Genomic DNA, 21342 nt, shown 5'->3' with positions numbered 1-21342 from the left:
GCGTCAACTCTTGCTGGTAGCGAGCTTGATCAGCTGAGGAGCCGTCGCGTCGGGTAGGTATGCACGCGTCAGTGCGATTCCGATCCGAGGCAGGTCGGCCTCGTCGCGGAAGCACAGGAAAACGGGTTCGTACCTCGGCTTGAACTTCTTCTTGAACGCGTGAAGAGACCGGAAGCCGTAGAGCGGTTCCATCGCGGCTCCGAGCATGTCCAGCAGGCGGTCCATGGATGCGGCGTCGGCGCCGTCGTCGCTGCGGGCGAGTGGTGCTCCGGACAGTGAGACGAATTGGGCACCTTGTTCTTTGAATTCGAGGGCCGACGATGCGATGAGGAACTCGACCACCGGACGGAACCCGTCCGGGCGTCGACGCATGACGTCGAGCGTCCAACCCTGGACCACTCCGCCTTCGCCGTACACCGGCAACCACGAGGTGACGCCGTGAATGCTTCCGGTCGGGTCGACGGCCAAACCGACCCGGACGTCGCGATCGAGCGCCTCCTCGACGCTTCCGAGGGTGAACCCCATCTCGGGTAGTCCCTTGTCGCCCACCCATTCCTCGGAAATGGCGCGCACCTGAGCCAGCACGGAGAACGGCTCGTCGGCCAGAGTTGTCATCCGAAAGGTGATGTCGTCCTTCTTGGCCTTGTTGAGCGCCGAGCGGATGTCCTGCCAGGATTTACCGGTGAACTGCAATTCCGGCAGGTCGACGATCGTGTCCTCGGCGACTTGAACGGTGCGCCAGCCGCGCCGGGCGGCGGCATCGGCTGTCTCCTTCCCCACGGAGAACAAGCAGGGGGTGAGGCCGTTGGCCTCGGACATCGTCGTGAATTCGTCGACCGCTGCGGCAAGTCGGTCGGGGCTAGCGATCGGATCGGCGAGGATTACGACGACGCCGACGTGCCGTTGGAATGCAACGACGCTGTCACCCGACTCGCCGAAGTAGTAATTGTTGCCGTCCCACGTCGTCATCCACGACATGGTTCCGCCGCCGTGCTGTTTGAGCAGTTCCCGAGCGGCGGCGCGCGGATCGTTCCCGGACAACGGCCCGCCTCGAATCTTGCGCCGCATCGGTACGTGAAAAGCGTGACGGCCCTTGATCAACAAGATGAGTTCGAGAAGCCAGAGCAGCGCGGTTCCGACCGTGACGGCCCCGGCGCTCTCGTAGTCGAAGAAGATGACCGAACCGAGGACGAGGGCGGTGGCCAAAACCGTCAGTGAACCGAACACGACGGCAACCCACCAGGCCCAGCGGCGTCCTCGTCGCAACTGATCCGCGATCAGGGCAACGATGATCACGTCGACCAATGCGGTCCACCCCGAACCGGTTTCGGCTTCCGTCGGCCCGAACGGTCCGCTTCCGGGGAACAGCCAGACGGCGATCTCGACCACGCCGATCAGGAGCAGACCGATGAATCCGAGCAGGCGGATCTCGCGTCGCGTTCGGGGGATGAACCCGCGCTCTCCGTCGCCGAAGAACTTCTCGCCCACCGGCAGGAATATCGCGACCGCGATGAGGTGCTGCACGTCGGCGAGGCGGCCTTCGAAGAGGAACGCGATCGCAATGTACGCACACAGAATGGCGCGCACTCGCATTCGCCAGGGCGAGCGGAGTGTTGCCGTGGTCGCGGCGAGGGCGGCGATGATTGCGGTGGTCACACCGACGTCGCGGTGGGTGGCGAGGTTGCGGGCCCAATCCCAGTCGGTGTGGCTGCCGGCCCAGAGGAGGAGCGAAGCACCGAGTTCGCCCGCCAACTGCCCGCTGATCGTGACGAGGGCCGCGTTCTTGGTTCCCAGGCGCCATTCGCACCAGCCGACCGCGAAGGCGAAAACGACGATGAGCGAAACATACTGACCCGGCGTCAATCCGAAGAACCACCCCGTGACGAGTGTCCACCACTTGCCTTCCTGCAAGGCAGGGACTCCGTAGGCGATGTCGTCGAACCACGAGTAGGTGCGGACGTGATTCCACAAAGCGCCGGTCGCAATCCCGACGACGGTGATGGTGAGGACGACGATCGAAGTGAACGGCACGCGCCGCAGGACGCTCAGTGCGTCGGAAGCAAAGCGAGAGGCCCGATTCGGCGCACCCGGTGCGCTCTCCTCGGTCTGCGGGGTGGGGGTCTGGGACTGCTCAGCCATCGAGGTTCTCTTCTCGCCATGCCGCACGGTGGATTCTGCCTGTTCAGCATGACAGGAATACCGACCGATAATCAGGCGAAGCGGTCAAAATGGACCAGACTGACTGGGGGTCTCGGACTCGTGGCGCTACTGTCGAGCCATGGTGAACGGAGATTTACTGAATCGGGACCACGTTGTCACTTCACTTGCCGCTTTCGAACCTCGATCGGTCGAATTGGACGGAAGGCGTTCTGCGTCGGTGGTCATCGTCGTCATGCGGAACGCGGACGGGACACCGGTGTTTCCGGTAACCAAGCGGCCCAGCAAGATGCGAGCTCACCCCGGTCAGTTCGCGTTGCCAGGCGGAAGCGTCGATCCGGGTGAGACGTCCGAACAAGCAGCGCTTCGGGAACTGTCCGAGGAGTTGGGCGTCGAAGTTCCCGAGTCGAACATCATCGGCCGGCTCGACGACTACGTCACCCGTTCGGGATTCGTGATCCGTCCTTTTGTCGTCTGGTCCGGCGAGGACGTCGGGGGACTGGTACCCAATCCGGACGAGGTGGCACAGGTGTACGCCGTGACGGCGGAGGAACTCGACGTCGACTCGCGATTCGTCACCATCGAGGAATCACCGAACCCGGTGATCCAGTGGCCGTTCCGAACGAGCCTGATCCATGCGCCGACCGGAGCTGTCATCTATCAGTTCCGCGAGGTGTTGAACGGCCGGCACACCCGCATCGACAACCTCGAACAGCCGGTGTTCGCCTGGCGATGAGAGCAGCTCGACACGCTCGGGGTCGTTCGGGCTTCGGTGCCTCGGCGAATAGTGCGCCCCGCTGTGGAAAGCTGACCGCACGGCAATCGAACGACGCGAGGTGTGTGCAGTGAACTCTGGCGAACAAGAACCGATCCCCACGGATCGGATTCTCACTGTTCCCAACGTGCTCAGTATCGTGCGTCTACTCGCCCTTCCGCTGTTCGCCTACCTGCTGCTCGTCACACACTCGGACGGGTGGGCGTTAGCGCTGCTGATGCTCAGTGGGTTCACCGACTGGCTCGACGGCAAGCTGGCCAGGGTGCTCGGACAGACCTCGCGTCTGGGAGCGCTACTCGACCCGCTGGTCGATCGCCTCTACGTCGTGACGACGCTGGTCACCTTCGTCGCCCGCGATTTCATTCCCTGGTGGGTTGCGGCGATACTCATCGGCCGAGACCTTCTGCTCGCGTTGACGCTGCCGATCTACCGCAGACGTGGACTGCCGCCACCCGAGGTCATCTATCTCGGTAAAGCCGCGACCTTCCTGCTGATGTTCGCGCTGCCGCTGATCCTTGCCGGGCACGGAGACTGGGCCATCGGACCGTTCACCCATGCCTTCGGTTTCGCTTTCCTGATCTGGGGAACCGTCCTGTACGTGTGGACTGCAGCGATCTACGTGCTCAAGGCCGTCGACGTGGCGCGAACGCACGAGGTCGTGCCCCGATGAAGTCGACCGGGGAGGACGTCCGTCGTAACCCGGTACCGTCGCTGCTTCGGTCGCTCATGACCGAACATCTCGACCCGGGCTACGAAGCAACTGCATTCGAACGCCAACACGAGCACACCAAGAACACGTCCTCGAAGACCGGGCCGTGGCTGGCTCTCGGCGCTCTGTTGATCGGGTTCATCGTCACGGTCTCAGCAGTTCAGGCGACAAAGCAGGTGACCGGCACCGAAGAAGTTCGAAGCGAGTTGGTGGCAAAGGTCCGTGACGCGGAGGATCGAATCGATTCGCTGGCTGCCTCCCGCGATTCGCTCGGCGGCGACGTCGATGCTGCCAGAGGCGTGGCGCTCGAAGGCGATGTACGCGGCGGCGCCGTCCTCGACCAACTGCGAGCGGTCGAATCCGGTGCCGGGGCCGAAGCTGTCCACGGTGAGGGACTTGTGGTGACGCTGACGGACCCGGCCGGACGCCCGAACCTCACGGACGCGTCGCAGCGGAGCGTCGGCGGCAAGACCGTCGTCCTCGATCGAGATCTGCAGACCGTCGTCAACGCGCTGTGGGCAGGCGGCGCGGAGGCAATCGCCGTCGGCGGCGTGCGAATCGGGCCGACGGTGACCATCCGTCAGGCCGGCGGCGCGATGCTCGTCGACAACCAACCTGTCTTCTCGCCGTACCGCGTCGAGGCGATCGGCGACACGCGTGCACTGCAGCGAGAGTTCGTCGTCAGCGACGCCTACGGGAGAATGTCGAGCGTCTCGCAACTGTACGGAGTCGGTTTCGCGGTGGCCGAAGACGATTCGTTGACACTGCCACCCGCGACGCCGCGCGCCGTCCGGGTGGCAACAGAACCCACAGAACCCAAGTGACAGAAGGAGTTCGATGAAGGCCGGTTCCGCCCTGTACGGACTCGCAGCACTGGTCGTCGGCATCGTCCTGGGCGTCGTTTTCAGCCCGCAGGTGCCCGACGTCATCCAGCCGTATCTTCCGATCGCGGTCGTTGCGGCACTCGACGCCGTCTTCGGCGGACTACGCGCGTATCTCGACGAGATCTTCGACGCGAAGGTGTTTGTGGTCTCCTTCGTCTTCAACGTGCTCGTCGCGTCGTTGATCGTCTGGCTCGGTGATCAGTTGGGTGTGGGTACTCAACTCTCGACGGCAATCGTCGTCGTGTTGGGTATCCGGATCTTCGGCAACGCAGCGGCATTGCGACGCCGACTGTTCGGAGCGTGAGTCATGGCGGAACACTCCACGACCGAACCCGAAGAACCACCGGTCACCACCGCGAGTGAAGGTCGGCACGAGCTGCGTTCACCGTCGAAACACCGCACCAACGTCGTCTTCGCCATCCTCGCTGCCGTGCTCCTGGGTGTGCTCGGTGTCGCGATCGCCACACAGGTACGTAGCACCGTGGCCGGAGATTCACTCGATGCCGCGCGCCCTGCCGACCTCCTGGTCGTTCTCGACAACTTGAATCGGCGCGAGGCCGCGCTGAGGCAGGAAGTTGCCAATCTCCAGGAATCGCTTGCCACATTGGAAGCCGGTGGCAACACCGGAGCAGCATTGGACGAGGCGCGGGCGCGGCTGACCTCGCTCTCCATTCAAGTCGGGACCGCTCCTGCTGCCGGACCGGGTGTGACGATGACCCTGACGGATCCGGCGGGCGGTGTCGGCTCCGAAGTGATTCTCGATCTCATTCAGGAATTGCGTGCTGCCGGTGCCGAAGCCATCTCGATCGCAGGTGCGAACGGCGAACCCATTCGTATCGGCGTGAACTCGTGGGTGAGTGGGCGCGGCGGTGAAATCGAATTGGACGGAACCCGGATCGAGCAGCCGTACACTGTGACCGCGATCGGGGATCCGCCGACGTTGGCAGCAGCGTTGAACATTCCCGGAGGCGTCTTCGACAACGTCGCACGCAACGGCGGAAGTTCCTCGGTCGAGCAATCGCAGCAGGTCACGATCTCCGTCTTGCGACAATTGAATCCGCGCCAATACGCTCAACCTGGAAATTGATCTTTTTGCGTCCGACTTTCGGACGGCCTGTGAAAGGAAGCCACTGTGAGTGAGCTCGATACACCTACCGATCTGCGCTACACCGCGGAGCACGAGTGGGTGAAGCGGACCGGCCCGACCTCAGTTCGAGTCGGTATCACCGACTTTGCTCAGTCGCAGCTCGGTGACGTCGTGTTCGTCCAGCTTCCCGCTGTCGACGAAGACGTGACCGCCGGTGAATCGCTCGGTGAGGTCGAGTCGACCAAGAGCGTCTCCGACATCTTTGCTCCGTTCACTGCGAAAGTTCTTGCAGCGAACGGTGAATTGGACGGACAGCCTGACCTCGTCAACACCGATCCGTACGACAAGGGTTGGTTGGTCGAGCTCGAGGTTGCCGACGAAGCCACACTCGATGCCGCACTCGCGGCAACTCTGGACGCGGAGGCGTACAACGGACTCACGTCCGAGTAGAAAACCTATGCGTGGACCGGCCAACTCGTGTTGTGTCGCGGCCTGTCTCGCTGCACACGGCGGTCTGCGCAGGGTACGGTCGTTAGGTACGCATGTGCCGAGTCGGGGCGCAGGGCCGTATCGAACGTGACTGTGAAAGATGCTCGTGAAGAAAGTGCACTGCGTAGTCCAGTGATTCATGATCTGGATGATTGACCCAGGAGGAGAAACAGTGAGCGAGAACGGTAACGACGCGGGCTATGGGGAGTCGCCGGCGGAGACCACTTCGGTTTTCCGTGCGGACTTCCTCAATGAGCTCGACAACACCTCCTCTGCAGCACCGGCCGCCGAGCAGCCGGTTTCGGGCGTGGAAGGCCTTCCCGCCGGAGCCGCACTTCTGGTGGTCAAGCGGGGACCGAATGCAGGATCCCGCTTCTTGCTCGATCAGCCGACGACATCGGCAGGTCGGCACCCGGACAGCGACATCTTCCTCGACGACGTGACCGTCAGCCGTCGCCACGCCGAGTTCCGTCAGGAAGATGCAGATTTCCACGTCGTCGACGTCGGAAGCCTCAACGGCACCTACGTCAACCGTGAGCCTGTCGATTCGGCAGTTCTCGCGAACGGTGACGAGGTTCAGATCGGCAAGTTCCGTCTGGTGTTCCTCACCGGCCCTCGTGCCGGCGGTTCGCAGGTCGGCGAGTCGTCAGCAGGTGCGGGTAGCTAATGACGGCAGTGCGGCAGCAGAGCCAGCCCGGAATGTCGATTGGTTCCGTGCTGGATCGGTTGCGTCCAGATTTTCCCGACGTGACGATTTCGAAGATCCGTTTCCTCGAGTCCGAGGGCTTGATCAGCCCGCAACGGACACCGTCGGGATACCGCAGATTCTCCGTGGAGGACTGCGAGCGTCTTCGCTTCGTGCTGACCGCTCAACGCGATCAGTACCTGCCGCTCAAAGTGATCAAAGAACAACTCGAAGCGATCGACAGCGGCGCGGCGACGGTGAGTGCGGAAGTTCCTCCGCCTCGTCGTGCCCGCGTCCTGTCGATTGCTTCGGGCGATGTCTCGCCGGAAGCTTTCCGTGTCGACCGTGAAGTTCGAGTCGGTCGTCAGGATCTTCTCGCGCGCGCCGACATCGACGATCGGTTTCTGACCGATCTGATCCGCACCGGTTTGGTCGTTCCCGGCGCGGCGGGCTTCTTCGACGAGGACGCCGTGACATTGGCGCGCACCGCGAAAGCGATGTCCGAGTACGGCTTGGAGGTCCGCCATCTGAGGGCGTTCAAGTTGGCTGCTGACCGCGAAGCGGGACTGGTGACTCAAATCGCCGGACCGGTTGCCAAGGGTCGTGACGCCGGAGCGCGTGATCGCGCCGAGGAAATGGTCCGGGAACTGGCTGCCCTGTCACTGACTTTGCACACGTGTCTGGTCAAATCGGCGGTTCGGGGAAGTCTCGATCGCTGAGTTCCTCGATCAGCGGGGCTCACTCGAATAGAATTTCAGTACGACCGCATCGGAGTCGGTCTACTGGATCACGTCAGGTTGGAGGCAAGCTCGATGGGCGAAATGCGTGTGATCGGAGTTCGTGTCGAGCAGCCTCAGAATCAGCCGGTCCTGTTGCTGCGGGAGTCCGACGGCGATCGGTACCTGCCGATCTGGATCGGGCAAACCGAAGCTACCGCGATTGTTCTCGAACAACAGGGAGTCGAGCCGGCGCGACCGCTGACTCACGACCTGATCAAGATTCTGATCGAATCCTTCGGTCGGAGTCTCAAGGAAGTGCGGATCGTGGACCTGCAAGAGGGCACGTTCTACGCGGATCTGGTCTTCGACGAGCAGACCACCGTGTCGGCACGTCCGTCGGACTCGATTGCATTGGCCTTGCGCATCGGCGTTCCGATCTTCGCGTCGGAGGCCGTCCTGGCCGAAGCCGGTCTCGTCATTCCCGACGAGCGCGAGGACGAGGTCGAGAAATTCAAGGAATTCCTCGACACCATCTCACCGGACGATTTCAAAGCCACCGACGGCTAGCGTGAATTGACCGGTTACGGACTTTAGTCTTCAACTCTCAAGTAGAGGTTGAGTCTCGGTCGGCGTGTTGCGTTGACCGCGCACCCTCCTGGTCTTAGCGTTGCGTGCGGTGGAGATCTTCTCGCCTTGTCGATCGAGGCGTACTCTGGGTAAGTCCACTCATGGAATTACCTGCCTTGGATTCACATCTGAAAGTTCGGTCGGCACGGGATTCTCGTGACTGCTGATAGCACAGGTTGGTTACATGATGGCGAAGCGAGAGGGAGACGGCAGTGGAAGAACAGTCGAATGAGCGCGGGACGGGCATAGCCGGTAGTGCCGCGACTGCAGAAATGTCTTCCGAAGAGCTGCAGCCCGGCTTGTTCCCGGACGACTCCATTCCTGACGATCTGGTCGGATACCGAGTACCCAGCGCTTGCCAGATTGCCGGGATTACCTATCGCCAGCTCGACTACTGGGCGCGGACGTCGTTGGTCGTGCCGTCCATCCGCGGCGCTGCCGGATCCGGCAGCCAGCGTCTGTACTCCTTCAAGGACATCCTCGTCCTGAAGATCGTGAAGCGTCTGCTCGACACCGGAATCTCGCTGCAGAACATCCGCGTTGCCGTCGATCACCTGCGCAAGCGCGGCGTGCGCGATCTTGCCAACATCACGCTCTTTTCCGACGGCACCACCGTCTACGAATGCACGTCTCCCGAAGAGGTCGTCGACCTTCTTCAAGGTGGGCAGGGTGTGTTCGGCATCGCGGTCAGCGGCGCCATGCGTGAACTCACCGGAACCATCGCCGACTTCCCGGCCGAGCGCGCCGACGGCGGTGAAAGTGATCCCAACCCGGAGGACGAGTTGGCCTCACGACGCAAGAATCGCGCCAGCCGCAAAACCGGATAACGTACGTCACATCTCTTTGGGGGATGCCACGGTGCAGGTAGGCGCCTCGGTCCACTAGACTGGGCCTGCGTCGCCGGCGTACGGGAGAGCCTCGGATACCGATTCACCTAACTAGTCTTTGTTGCAGTCTTTGCTGCAGTCTTTGTTCCAAAGGCCAGTGGTGAGCGGGATCAGGGCGCCGAAGGAGCAATACCTCCCCGTCAATCTCTCAGGCACCAAGGACCGTACGGGCTCCGACGCCTCTGGAAAGCGGTGGGACAACCCACCCGCCGACGGGGAAAGGCTGTGGCTTCCGTCGTTTGGCGGGTCACTACCGAATCTCTCAGGCGCTCGGGAATCGAGCATGCGACAGAGGGGGAGGAACACACCGCAGGTCGGTGTGTGTCCTGATCCTCCGATCTGTCTGGGAGTTGTCGTGATCGACGCTGCAAGCCGTATATTTGCCGACCGCCATGTCGGTCCGAACGCCGCGGAACTCGCGCGCATCCTCGAACTTGTCGGGGTCGATTCACTCGACGAACTGGCAACCAAGGCCGTTCCTTCCGCCATCCTCGACGCTGCACCGGACGGCATCGCTGCCGGACTCGACGCTCTGCCGCTGCCGGTCGGAGAGCACGAGGCACTCGCCGAACTGACCGCTCTCGCCGCCCAGAACACCGTCGCGACGTCGATGATCGGCCTCGGATACTTCGACACGTTGACGCCTCCGGTGTTGTTGCGCAACATCATCGAGAACCCGGCCTGGTACACCGCGTACACCCCGTACCAGCCGGAGATCAGCCAGGGCCGCCTCGAAGCCCTCCTCAACTTCCAGACCATGGTCGCCGATCTCTCCGGCATGGAATTGGCCAACTCGTCGATGCTCGACGAGGCCACCGCAGCCGCCGAAGCCATGACGCTCCTGCGCCGCGCGAACCGCAGCAAGTCCCCGAGATTCGTCGTCGACGCCGATCTGTACCCGCAGACCCTCGCCGTCATCGAGACTCGCGCCGAGCCGCTCGGCATCGAGATCGTCTCCGCAGACCTCACCGCTGGTCTTCCCGAAGGTGACTTCTTCGGCGTCATCGCCCAGATTCCCGGAGCCTCGGGACGGGTCGTCGACTACACCTCGATCATCGCGGAAGCTCACGAGCGCGGCGCACTGGTTGCCGTCGGCGCCGACCTCCTTGCGATGACGCTCATCACCTCGCCGGGCGAACTCGGTGCGGACGCGTGCTTCGGCACCACCCAGCGTTTCGGTGTTCCCATGGGGTACGGCGGACCACACGCCGGTTACCTGGCCGTGCACTCCAAGCATGCGCGTCAGCTACCCGGCCGCTTGGTCGGTGTCTCGATCGACGCCGACGGAGACAAGGCATACCGCCTCGCGCTGCAGACACGTGAGCAGCACATTCGCCGCGAGAAGGCGACGTCCAACATCTGTACCGCTCAGGTGCTCCTCGCCATCCTCGCTGCGATGTACGCGAGCTACCACGGCGCCGAGGGGCTCAAGGCGATTGCGTTGCGCGTCGCTGCCCGCGCACACGCGTTGGCAAACGGCCTGCGCGAAGGCGGCGTGACCGTTGTCCACGATTCGTTCTTCGACACCGTGCTCGCTCAGGTTCCGGGCAAGGCGGCCGACGTTGTCGCTGCGGCCAAGGAATCCGGGATCAACCTGCGTCTGGTCGACGCCGATCACGTCGGCATCTCCTGCGACGAGGCCACCACCGCCGATCACGTCCTCGCAGTGCTCGACGCGTTCGGCATCGAAGACGCCGTTGTCGCCATCGAAGCAGAGGGCAACTCGGTTCCCGCTGCTCAGGAGCGCACCTCCGACTACCTGCAGCACGAAGCCTTCACCCGTTACCGTACGGAAACGGCAATGCTCCGTTACCTACGCGCGCTGTCCGACAAGGATATTGCGCTCGATCGCAGCATGATCCCGCTGGGTTCGTGCACCATGAAGCTCAACGCGACCGCCGAGATGGAATCCATCACCTGGCCCGCGTTCAACGCGATCCACCCGTTCGCGCCCACGTCGGATGCGCCCGGTCTGCTGAAGATCATCAAAGATCTCGAAGACTGGCTGGTCGCGGTCACTGGCTACGACAACGTGAGCCTCCAGCCCAACGCCGGTAGCCAGGGGGAGTACGCGGGTCTGCTCGCCATCCGCAACTACCACCTCAGCCGCGGCGACGATCACCGCGACACCTGCCTGATTCCCTCGAGTGCTCACGGCACCAACGCGGCTTCGGCTGTCATGGCCGGGATGCGCGTCGAGGTTGTCGCGTGCCGTCCCAACGGTGACGTCGACGTCGACGATCTGCGTGCGAAGATCGCCGATCACGCCGAGCGTCTCGCCGCGATCATGATCACCTACCCGTCCACCCACGGTGTCTACGAGCACGAGATCTCCGACATCTGCGCAGCGGTACACGACGCCGGCGGCCAGGTGTACGTCGACGGCGCGAACCTCAATGCGCTTGTCGGCCTTGCTCGTCCGGGACGCTTCGGCGGCGACGTCAGCCACCTGAACCTGCACAAGACCTTCTGCATTCCGCACGGCGGCGGCGGACCCGGCGTCGGCCCGATCGGTGTGCGCTCACACCTGACCCCGTTCCTGCCCGGACACCCGATGGCCCCCGAACTCGGTGGTGGAGGCACGATCTCGGCAGCGCCGTACGGCAGTGCGTCCATCCTGCCCATCACCTGGACCTACATCCGGATGATGGGAGCTGCGGGCCTGCGCCGCGCCAGCCTGACAGCCATCGCGTCGGCAAACTACATCGCGCGTCGACTCGACGAGTACTTCCCGGTTCTCTACACCGGTGAGAACGGTATGGTCGCGCACGAGTGCATCCTCGATCTGCGTGGGTTGACCAAGGACACCGGCGTCACCGTCGACGACGTGGCAAAGCGTCTGGCCGACTACGGATTCCATGCCCCGACCATGAGCTTCCCCGTGGTCGGCACACTGATGGTCGAGCCCACCGAGAGCGAGAACCTCGAAGAGATCGACGAGTTCTGCGAAGCGATGATCGCCATTCGCGGCGAGATCGATCGCGTCGGTGCCGGCGAGTGGACGGTGGAGGACAACCCGCTTCGCGGTGCTCCCCACACCGCCGGAAGCATTGCAGCGCAGTGGGATCACCCGTACTCGCGTGAGATCGCAGTCTTTCCGCGTGGCAAGGCTCGCCCCAAGGTGTGGCCGTCCGTGCGTCGTATCGACGGTGCACACGGCGACCGCAACCTGGTCTGCTCCTGCCCGCCGATCGAAGCGTTCGCGGGCAACTAAGGCGTGTGCCCGCCGGAGATCATCACCGCTCGCGTACGAGTTCGAGAACGGTGATCTCCGGCGGTGCGCCGACGCGTACCGGAGGGCCCCAGGCCCCGGCGCCACGCGTCGTGTACAGCACGGTGTTTCCGACCTTGTCCAAACCCTGCACTGACGGCTGCTGCAGCGGAACGAGATAGCGCAGCGGCCACATCTGCCCGCCGTGGGTGTGCCCGGACAATTGCAGATCGATACCCATCTCGGACGCTTCGATCGCTTGGCGGGGTTCGTGCGCGAGAAGCAAGGCGAACGTATTCGGATCGCGGCCCGCGAGGGCAGCTGTCAGATTCGGCTCGTACGGGGCCGGTGAGGTGTAGTCGTGGATGCCCACGACGTCGATGGTGTCGCCGTCATGCTGGATCGAGGCGCGGCCGTTGCGAAGCGTGGTGATCCCCAAGGTTTCCCAGACGTCGAGCCACTTGCCGCCGTCGTCGGCGTAGAACTCGTGGTTGCCGCTGACCCCGAAGATTCCGTCCGGCGCCCGAAGATCGGCGAGCGGAGCAAGATCGGGTGCAACTTTCGCGACGGTGCCGTCCACGAGGTCCCCGCCGATCGCAATCAGATCGACGTTCTGTGCGTTGACGATCTCGACCACCTTACGAGTGAAGTCGACCCCGCGGGCCGGACCCACGTGCAGGTCGGTGATCAGGGCGATCCGGTATCCGTTGAAGCCCTCGGGCAGGCGTGCCAGGGGCACCCGAATTCGGGAGACCTTCGGGTTCGAAGCCTCGTAGACGCCGTATCCGGCGGTGCCCAACGCCGCGAGAGTGACTGCCGCTGTGGCCAACTGCAACGTACGACGCTTGGACGGGTCGACCTCGGCGGTAGTGTCCGTGCGGCGTGCACGCAGACGACTGATCCCGGCGAACAGACCGATCACGAGCAGTCCTGGAATCAGGTACAGCCAGGAGGCCAGCCAGACCCATCCGAGGAATCCGACAGGTCGCGCCCACGAGGTCGGGAAGATTTCGCCGCTGCCGACCCCGATGACCGTCGAGACCGCCAAGATGACGAGCACAGTGTCGGCAAGGCGAGCCCATCGTCTCGGCATGCCCGTGGCACGAACGAGCCTGCGGTGCAGGAACCACGTCAGAAGAGCGAGGAGAACCGCGAAAACCGCTACGCGCCCCATCAGGACAGCATCTTCGTCACGGCGGCGGCGAGTGCCGGGTCGGACGTCGAATCGACGCGAACCAATGTTCCGCCCGTCCTGTCCGACACGTCTTGGAGCGTGGAGACGTCGTTGCCTGAACCGACGACGATCACGTCGACCTGTACCGGACGCGACGGATTGCCCGCAGCGGCGATCGCGCTGAGCAACTCGCTTCGCGTCGTAGTGGACTCGTCAGGCGTACTCGAGGTGATCAGCAACACCGAGTTGACCCGTCCCGCGTCGAAACCGTCCACCGCAGCTTTGTACGAACTGGCAAGCGCCGGATACTTGGAGGTCTTTCCGCCGGAGCGAAGCCCGTTGAGGAAATCGGTGATCGTGGCGCGCCGATTCGGTTCGGACAGTGAACCACCCGGAACCAGGATGCGCTCGGACGGTCTTCCGTCCGTGTTGGTGCTGAACTCGCGAAGGCCGATGTCGGACGCGTCAGGGCTGCGACCTAATTGAGTATTCAATGCCGCAGCAACGTTCGCCAAGCGGGTATTGCCACCGTCGTCGGTGCCCATCGACTCCGACGTGTCCATCAGGATGGTGGCACTACGTGGAGAGACCGGGTTGGCGACGATGTCACCGAGTGCCGCTGCGGTTTCGGCGGAAGCCGGTGTCAACGTGGACGAGATCTTGGCTGCGGACACCGCGCCGAGATCGGGAAGTTCTTGACCCTCGACCCGGAAACCGGCGCCCACGAACAGCTGTGACTGGCTGGACTCACGCATGAAATCGGCGAACTGCGCCGCTGCGCGCGACGCGGTTTCGTCGATCCCGCTCCCCGAGGTGATGACCGCTGGGTAGTCCGCGACGGGCGTTGCGCCGGCGGGGGAGTACGTCGTCATCGCCGGGTTCGCGCTCTGCGCTATCGACTGTTCCGTTGCCGGAACGGCTTTCACCGAATCCGGAGTTCCGGCGCTCAAGGCTCCGAGGGCTTCGGCGGTGGATGCGGGAGGAGCAGGCAAGGATTGGAACTGCAAAGCACGCGCACTGAGCGCACTGTTGACCTGAGCGGACTTTGCCTGATCCGTCGTGACCGGACCGGTACCCGCATCGGCGACGTCGGCGGCGATTGCCTGTGCCGCCATGGAGGTTTCGGTACTACCGACCGGCAGGGCGAGTGTCACATCCGTTGGCAGCGATTTCCAGGCCGACGCCGCGCTGTCCAATGCTGCCGCGGTCTCGGGGCTGACGGCCAGAACGATCGGGGAACTCGCAAGCGAGCGAGGATCACCGTTGATCACCGCCTTGCCGGCCAACGGCGTGAGCTCGAACGAACTCGTCGGGATCCACAGCGAGGGACGCGGTCCCAGGGCCGCGTCGTCCCAGGCAGCCGCCGGACCAGTCTCGAGTGCCGTCGAGACGGACGAGGACGGTGCACCGTGTACCGCGACGGCGATGCAGTGATCGCGTACCACCGGCGAGGTCTGGGTGTACCGCTTGGCCAATTCCTCGACTTGCGGTGCGATGGAGGGATCCGCGGTGACGTCGAGTGTCTTGTTACCTTCGACGCACGTGCCCGCTGCCTGCTGCCCCTGATCGTCGATCCGGTTGCTGAGGGCCTTCCACCCGAAGAAGCCCGCCACGATCAAGGCGATCAGCACGACGACGAGAATCGGCCCCTTGCTGATACCTCTGGCGCCTGACCCGCCGCGATGTTCGCCCACGTACCTTGCCCTAACTCGGTCACTCGAAGAATGTCTCTTGAACGGACTTGTGTCCTCGGCCAGTCTAGTGACGAATCTTCGGGGCCTACGCGAACAGCCTCGACACCGGAGCGGTGCCGAGGCTGTTCGGGTTCAGCTTCGAGTTCAGGGAGGTGAAATCAGGCGTTGGCAGCCTTGTACTCACGGCGGCGGCGATGCAGGATCGGCTCCGTGTATCCGCTGGGCTGCTTCGCGCCTTCCAGGATGAGTTCCTTGGCGGCCTGGAAAGCGATGTTGGAATCGAAATCAGGTGCCATGTTGCGGTACTCGGCGTCGCCCTCGTTCTGACGGTCGACAACCGGTGCCATGCGCTCGAGCGCAGTCACGACGTCGGTTTCACTGACGATGCCGTGACGAAGCCAGTTGGCGAGCAGCTGGCTCGAGATGCGCAGGGTGGCGCGGTCCTCCATGAGCGCGACATCGTGGATGTCGGGAACCTTGGAGCAGCCGACGCCGGCGTCGATCCAGCGGACGACGTAACCGAGGATGGACTGGCAGTTGTTGTCGAGCTCTTCCTTCTTCTCCGCGTCCGTCCAGTCGGTGCTGGGAGCGAGCGGGATGGTCAGGATGTCGTCGACGCTCGCGCGCGGCTTACCCTTCAGTCCGTCCTGAACAGCGAACACGTCGACGCGGTGGTAGTGCGTCGCGTGCAGCGTTGCGCCGGTCGGCGAAGGGACCCACGCGGTGTTGGCGCCGGCCTTGGGGTGGCCGATCTTCTGCTCGAGCATGTCAGCCATCAGCTCGGTCATGGCCCACATACCCTTGCCGATCTGAGCCTTGCCCTGCAGACCGCAGGCCAGTCCCGTGTCGACGTTCCAGTCCTCGTAGGCGCCGATCCACTTCTGCTTCTTCATCTCGGCCTTGCGCACCATCGCGCCGGCTTCCATGGAGGTGTGGATCTCGTCGCCGGTGCGGTCGAGGAAGCCGGTGTTGATGAACACCACGCGGTCGACGGCTTCCTTGATGCAGGCAGCGAGGTTGACCGTCGTACGACGCTCCTCGTCCATGATGCCGACCTTGAGCGTGTTCTCCGGAAGCCCGAGGACCTGCTCGACGCGGCCGAACAGTTCGGTGGTGAAGGCAACTTCCTCGGGACCGTGCTGCTTGGGCTTGACGATGTAGATCGAGCCGGTGCGGCTGTTGTCGAGCGGGCCGTTGGCGTCACTGATCGACAGGCCGTGGACTGCGCAGGTGCTGGTGATCAAAGCGTCGAGAATGCCCTCGGGAACCTCGTTGCCGTCGGCGTCGAGGATCGCGGGGTTGGTCATGAGGTGACCGACGTTGCGGACGAACAGAAGTGAACGACCGTGCAGGCTGAGTTCGCTGCCGTCGACGGCCGTGTACTTACGGTCGCCGTTGAGCGTACGAGTGAAGGACTTGGCACCCTTCTTGATCTCCTCGGACAGGTCACCGCGGTTGAGGCCCAACCAGTTTCGGTAACCGACAACCTTGTCGTCGGCGTCGACAGCGGCGACCGAGTCCTCGAAGTCCATGATGGTGGTGACGGCGGATTCGAGAACGACGTCCTTGACGCCGGCGGCGTCGGTGTTGCCGATCGGCGAGGATGCATCGATCTGGATCTCGGCGTGCAACCCGTTGTTGAGCAGCAGGATGCTCGTCGGTGCGTCCTTCCCGCCGAGGTAGCCGACGAACTTCTCCGGCTGGGCGAGCGTGGTGACAGTACCGTCTGCCAACGTGATCTTCAGTTCGCTGCCGTCGACAATGTACTTGGTTGAATCTGCGTGCGATCCCGACGCGAGAGGTGCTGCGGCGTCGAGGAATTCACGCGCCCAGGCGATGACCTTGTCGCCGCGGACCTTGTTGTAGCCGGAACCCTTCTCGGCGCCGTTCTCCTCCGAGATGGCGTTGGTGCCGTACAGCGCGTCGTACAACGAACCCCAGCGGGCGTTGGACGCGTTGAGTGCGAAGCGCGCGTTGAGGATCGGGACGACCAACTGCGGGCCGGCCGTGGAGGTGATCTCCGTGTCGACGTTCGTGGTGGTGACCGAGAACTCGGCAGGCGTCGGCAGGAGGTAGCCGATTTCCTGCAGGAACGCCTTGTACGCGGCGGCGTCGATGGGAGCGCCGGCGTGATCGCGATGCCACTGATCGATCTGAGCCTGCAGATCGTCACGCTTGGCAAGCAAGTCGCGGTTCTTCGGTGCGAGCTCGGTGATGACCTTGTCGGCGCCGGCCCAGAACGTTTCGGCGTCTACACCGGTGCCGGGAAGAGCCTCCTCGACCACGAAGTCGTAGAGAACCTTGGCAACCTGAAGACTGCCGACCTGAACGCGCTCAGTCATGAATAGCCTCACTTTTCCGAAAGCGGAGCACCACATATGGATGCCATGAACCAACATCAATGTTACCTGGGAGTATTCCCACCGCTGCCCGCGCCCTGAGCTGCGATAATCGGGCGCGAAGAGCTGAAACGATCAAGTGAAATTCGTTCTGTCTAGAGTTTGCGCGCGGAAATCTCGAAACCGGCTTTGCGTAGACGCTCGACCAGGACGTCGCCGAGCGCTGTCGCCGGAGTTAAAACGCCGGCGGCCTGTGGGAGATCCTTGTGGTCCTTCGCCAATGACAATGCAGATTCACCGAGCATCACCGCCGTCGCGCTGTATCCCGGGTCGCCCTTCGCCTTCACTCGTGATGTGTATCGAGCGCCGGTCGTGGTCGTGGTGAACACGTCGAGCGTGAAATGACCCTTCTTCTGGGTGCTCTCGCTCGGGCCCTCTCCGGGAGCAGGCAATACCTTGTCGAGAAGGAAGCGCGTCGGGGGTAGGGCGAGTCCGGCGACCAGCGCACCAAGGCCGACCGCCACCCCGCCCGCGATCACCGGAGACACGACGGAAGAGCCGACGCTCATCACCTCGCTGTACTTGAACTTCTTGCCGTACGCCCACTCTCGGAGCGCATTGCTGCGACGGACGACTCGTGTGTTGTACGACGCCATCACGAACGGTGCCTTCCACCCCTTCACTGACGGATCGATCTTCTTGCCGTCGACCACGCTCACGTCGCTCTGGCGTCCGAGTTCGGGCTCCCGATCACGATCGGGGCTCAGCGAGTACGGCGAGGCGGCGAGTTTCCGCAGGCGCGCATCGTCTTTCGACACGTCGATCTGGTTGCGAAGCGAATCGATCGTGCCACCGCTCACGCCTCCGCGCAGGGCCGTGACCACCAGGGTGGTGTCGGTGAGCTCGCCGGCGCCGTCAGCGGCGACCTTCTCGTGCAGGACGTGAACTCCGAGATCGGAAGGGATGGAATCGAATCCGCAGGAATGGACGATTTTGGCACCCGTCGACACGGCCAGGTCGTGGTTGGCGTCGATGCTTTCGCGGTGGAACAGCACCTCGCCGGTGAGGTCGACGTAATGAGTTCCGGCGGCAGCGCATTCGTGAACTAGAGCGTGGCCGTACTTGGCATAAGGACCGACCGTGGTGGCGACGACCCGGGTCCGCTGTGCGAGTGCATTCAGTGCTGTTGCGTCGTCGGCGTCGGCGATGATCAGGGGGAGATCGGCAGCGGCGGTACCCAGATCCGCGCGGGTGGCTGCCAACTTCTCGAGTGAGCGGCCGCCGAGGCCGATCTTCGTGCCTTCGGGCGCGTGTTTGACCAGGTAGTCGGCGAGTAGCTTTCCGACGAAGCCGCTCGCTCCGTAGACGATGATGTCGAGTTCTCGGGCGGGCGAGGTTCCAGTCATGGAGCCAGCCTACAAACGAGTACCGGAAAGGGATGTGACCGCGGTCACTCGGCGGGGAGGGGTTCCTTGACGACGAGGATCGGAGCCTCGACTTCGAGCAACAGGCGCTGCAGCGGGCGTTCGAGCAGGAACTTGCCGATGGGGGACATCCGGCGCGTTCCGACGATCAGGAGATCGACACCCGCGCCGTGCACCAGGTTGACAAGCGCGGTCACTGGATCGCCGTCGTGCTCGGTGGTGCGCAGATCCCACTTCGTCTCCGAGAATCCACCGGCGTCGAGCGCCGACTGAATTTCGCCGCGAAGAGCGGCCCGATCATCCTCGGTGTTTCCGATGCTGACGGTGTCTCCGATGTTGACGTCGTCCAGGACGTGCAGAACCAGGAGTTCTTCGCTTCGACCCACGGATTCCCGTGCAGCGGCCACGATTGCGGCGCGGCCTTCCGGGCTGTCCTTGTGTACGACGGCGATCGTCATGGTTCCTCCGAGTCGGTGAGCAGGTTCGCAGTCCATTATCGCCTGCAATGCTGTGCTCTACCTGAAATGAGCTACTCGACACGGGAGTTTGGGGGTGACGAGATCGCCACATCGGGGCGGCTGGGTGCCGCCTGTCACCACTGCGGCGGTGCCGCCCGTCATCACCGCGGCGGTGCCGCCCATCACCACCGCGGCGGTGCCGCCCTTCACCACGGCGAGGGTTTGTAGTCCTTGAGGAAGCAGCCGTGCAGGTCGACGCCCAGCTCGCCCTGAACGATGGGGTCGTAGACACGGGCTGCACCGTCGACGAGGTCGAGTGGTGCGTGGAAACCTTCGTCGGCCAGACGCATCTTGGTGAAGTGCGGGCGTTCGTCGGTGATCCAGCCGGTGTCGACGGCGGTCATGAGGATGCCGTCGTCGAGCATTTCCTTGGAGCTGGTGCGGGTCAACATGTTCAGTGCTGCCTTGGCCATGTTGGTGTGCGGGTGGCCAGGGCCCTTGTACGCGCGGCTGAACTGACCCTCCATGGCGGAAACGTTCACGACGTACTTGCGTCGCGCCGCGGCCGCGGCCATCGACGGGCGCAGGCGCGAAACGAGGATGAAGGGCGCCACCGAGTTGCAGAGCTGGACTTCGAGAAGCTCGATCGGATCGACCTCTTCGACGGTCTGTACCCAGCTGTTGGTGTGCGCGAGGTCGGGCAGCAGTCCGCCGGCGTCGATGGCGATGCCCTGCTCGATGCGATCGGGCGACGCCGACTTGGCGACGAGAGCGAGCGAACTGACCGCGTCGGCCGAGAGATTTCCGGAGGTGATGCTCGCGACGTCCGACAGCGATCCAGCCAGAGCAGCGGGGTGAGCGTCGCTCGTCTTGCCGAAGGTGAGGACATCGGGCAGTTCACCGGCAGGCAGTGCGCCGGATTCGGCGTCCACCAAAGCGCCGTAAGCACCGGGGGAGCGTCGAACTGTTTGTGCGGCGTTGTTGATGAGGATGTCGAGCGGACCCTGTGCGGCAACAGAATCCGCGAGTGCAACAACTTGGGCGGGGTCGCGGAGGTCGATGCCGACGATGCGCAGACGATGAATCCAGTCGTTGCTGTCCTCCATCGCCTTGAATCGGCGGATCGCGTCGTTGGGGAATCGCGTCGTGATGGTCAGATGCGCACCGTCACGCAACAGGCGCAAAGCGATGTACATGCCGATCTTCGCGCGGCCGCCGGTGAGTAGTGCGCGTCGGCCGGTCAGATCGGTGCTGGCGTCACGTTTGCTGCGGCTGGTGGCAGCGCAATCGGGGCACAGTTGGTGGTAGAAGGCATCGACTGCGGTGTAGCGCTGCTTGCAGATGTAGCACGGCCGCGCCTTGATGAGCGTGCCGGCGGAAGCGCCCGCGGTGTTCGACTTGATCGGAATGCCGGCGGTTTCGTCGTCGATGCGATCGGGTGAACCGGTGGCCGTCGCGGCGACCACTTGGCGGTCGGCTTCGTTGACGGCTGCGCGCGAAGCGAGGCGGCGCTTCTTCTTGAGTCGCTTGAACAGATGGCCGACAGCGCGCTGCATGGTGATCGAGTCGGGATGCTCGTCGTCGAGTTCGGCGGCTTCGGAAAGGACCTTCAAGCAGATTTCGAGTTCTGAGGGGTCGAGTCCGGTGAGTTCGGCTCGAGCAGATTCTGAATCGGCTGTTTCCAGCGAATCTGCCTGCAGTGCATCCGACTTCTTGGTGTCTGTATCCACTTCGAACTTCTGTTCCATCTCGATCGCCGCTCGCGCGGACTGTTCCCTGGTTCGGGAACTTCGCCAATTACGAGAAAAGCTCCGGTTCGATGAACCGGAGCTTTTCCTGTCTGTCTCAACACAGAGTGTCCGAGGGGGGACTTGAACCCCCACGTCCGTTAATAGGACACTAGCACCTCAAGCTAGCGCGTCTGCCATTCCGCCACTCGGACTCGGCCCCGATTTCTCGGTGCTGGGAAAGAGTATCCGATTAGCTCAGCTGCCCCAAATCGCCAGGTTGCGGGGCATTCCGG

Annotated in this window: 18 protein-coding genes, 1 tRNA gene and 1 riboswitch; of the genes, 11 read left to right on the top strand and 8 right to left on the bottom strand. The window is 63.5% G+C overall.

Translation table 11 applies throughout. The features are described from left to right. Window positions 1-3: 3 nt before the first annotated feature. Entirely contained in the window at window positions 4-2139 is a 2136-nt protein-coding gene (locus tag ACFT1A_RS05285; RefSeq protein WP_378446089.1) for a bifunctional lysylphosphatidylglycerol flippase/synthetase MprF, read from the bottom strand. 139 nt (window positions 2140-2278) lie between these two features. Here ACFT1A_RS05285 and ACFT1A_RS05280 point away from each other — a divergent pair, with 139 nt between their 5' ends. From ACFT1A_RS05280 to gcvP, 11 genes are all read left to right on the top strand, one after another. Continuing rightward, the gene (locus ACFT1A_RS05280; RefSeq protein ID WP_378446088.1) at window positions 2279-2893 is read left to right on the top strand and encodes an NUDIX hydrolase; all 615 of its coding nucleotides are present in this window, start codon (window positions 2279-2281) and stop codon (window positions 2891-2893) included. A gap of 109 nt (window positions 2894-3002) precedes the next feature. Beyond that, the gene (locus tag ACFT1A_RS05275; protein ID WP_378446087.1) at window positions 3003-3602 is read left to right on the top strand and encodes a CDP-alcohol phosphatidyltransferase family protein; all 600 of its coding nucleotides are present in this window, start codon (window positions 3003-3005) and stop codon (window positions 3600-3602) included. After that, a complete protein-coding gene (locus tag ACFT1A_RS05270; protein WP_378446086.1) occupies window positions 3599-4465 on the top strand; it encodes a DUF881 domain-containing protein in 867 nt (288 codons plus the stop codon). The genes ACFT1A_RS05275 and ACFT1A_RS05270 overlap by 4 nt, the downstream gene beginning before the upstream one ends. A 13-nt stretch (window positions 4466-4478) precedes the next feature. Beyond that, the gene (locus ACFT1A_RS05265; RefSeq protein WP_003946178.1) at window positions 4479-4829 is read left to right on the top strand and encodes a small basic family protein; all 351 of its coding nucleotides are present in this window, start codon (window positions 4479-4481) and stop codon (window positions 4827-4829) included. Window positions 4830-4832: 3 nt separating this feature from the next. Then, the gene (locus ACFT1A_RS05260; protein WP_214889796.1) at window positions 4833-5612 is read left to right on the top strand and encodes a DUF881 domain-containing protein; all 780 of its coding nucleotides are present in this window, start codon (window positions 4833-4835) and stop codon (window positions 5610-5612) included. A gap of 45 nt (window positions 5613-5657) precedes the next feature. Next, complete coding sequence (gcvH, locus tag ACFT1A_RS05255; RefSeq protein ID WP_317552772.1) at window positions 5658-6062, top strand: glycine cleavage system protein GcvH; 405 nt, start codon at window positions 5658-5660, stop codon at window positions 6060-6062. Between the two features lie 211 nt (window positions 6063-6273). Further along, entirely contained in the window at window positions 6274-6768 is a 495-nt protein-coding gene (gene garA, locus ACFT1A_RS05250; RefSeq protein WP_003946166.1) for a glycogen accumulation regulator GarA, read from the top strand. Beyond that, window positions 6768-7505 (top strand): MerR family transcriptional regulator, encoded by a 738-nt coding sequence (locus tag ACFT1A_RS05245; protein ID WP_230815701.1) that lies wholly within the window; start codon window positions 6768-6770, stop codon window positions 7503-7505. Before garA ends, ACFT1A_RS05245 begins: the two co-directional genes overlap by 1 nt. A 93-nt stretch (window positions 7506-7598) precedes the next feature. Continuing rightward, window positions 7599-8072: a bifunctional nuclease family protein gene (locus tag ACFT1A_RS05240; RefSeq protein WP_003946194.1), complete on the top strand. Its 474-nt coding sequence runs from the start codon at window positions 7599-7601 to the stop codon at window positions 8070-8072. Between the two features lie 332 nt (window positions 8073-8404). Then, window positions 8405-8959, top strand: a complete 555-nt coding sequence (locus ACFT1A_RS05235) for a MerR family transcriptional regulator (protein WP_021344354.1) — start codon at window positions 8405-8407, stop codon at window positions 8957-8959. Window positions 8960-9191: 232 nt separating this feature from the next. Further along, a riboswitch (glycine riboswitch) is annotated at window positions 9192-9321 on the top strand. Between the two features lie 53 nt (window positions 9322-9374). Further along, window positions 9375-12233 (top strand): aminomethyl-transferring glycine dehydrogenase, encoded by a 2859-nt coding sequence (gene gcvP / locus ACFT1A_RS05230; protein WP_378446085.1) that lies wholly within the window; start codon window positions 9375-9377, stop codon window positions 12231-12233. Window positions 12234-12255: 22 nt separating this feature from the next. On the opposite strand, the gene ACFT1A_RS05225 is transcribed toward gcvP, so the two are convergent. From ACFT1A_RS05225 to ACFT1A_RS05195, 7 genes are all read right to left on the bottom strand, one after another. Further along, window positions 12256-13404, bottom strand: coding sequence for a metallophosphoesterase (locus tag ACFT1A_RS05225; protein ID WP_378446084.1), 1149 nt, complete (start codon window positions 13402-13404; stop codon window positions 12256-12258). Further along, window positions 13404-15098: a substrate-binding domain-containing protein gene (locus tag ACFT1A_RS05220; RefSeq protein ID WP_378446083.1), complete on the bottom strand. Its 1695-nt coding sequence runs from the start codon at window positions 15096-15098 to the stop codon at window positions 13404-13406. The genes ACFT1A_RS05225 and ACFT1A_RS05220 overlap by 1 nt, the downstream gene beginning before the upstream one ends. 158 nt (window positions 15099-15256) lie before the next feature. Next, on the bottom strand, window positions 15257-17440 hold the full coding sequence (locus tag ACFT1A_RS05215; protein WP_378446082.1) for a malate synthase G: 2184 nt from the start codon (window positions 17438-17440) through the stop codon (window positions 15257-15259). A 152-nt stretch (window positions 17441-17592) separates the two neighbouring features. After that, on the bottom strand, window positions 17593-18843 hold the full coding sequence (locus ACFT1A_RS05210) for a saccharopine dehydrogenase family protein (RefSeq protein WP_378446081.1): 1251 nt from the start codon (window positions 18841-18843) through the stop codon (window positions 17593-17595). Between the two features lie 44 nt (window positions 18844-18887). Further along, entirely contained in the window at window positions 18888-19319 is a 432-nt protein-coding gene (locus ACFT1A_RS05205; protein ID WP_347872800.1) for a universal stress protein, read from the bottom strand. Window positions 19320-19525: 206 nt separating this feature from the next. Next, window positions 19526-21067: an SDR family NAD(P)-dependent oxidoreductase gene (locus ACFT1A_RS05200; RefSeq protein ID WP_378446080.1), complete on the bottom strand. Its 1542-nt coding sequence runs from the start codon at window positions 21065-21067 to the stop codon at window positions 19526-19528. 108 nt (window positions 21068-21175) lie between these two features. Beyond that, window positions 21176-21261, bottom strand: a tRNA-Leu gene (locus ACFT1A_RS05195). Between the last annotated feature and the right edge of the window lie 81 nt (window positions 21262-21342).

The organism is Rhodococcus sp. NPDC057135, from assembly GCF_042670865.1.
Taxonomy (GTDB): Bacteria; Actinomycetota; Actinomycetes; order Mycobacteriales; family Mycobacteriaceae; genus Rhodococcus_F.
This window is presented reverse-complemented; position numbering and strand designations above follow the sequence as displayed.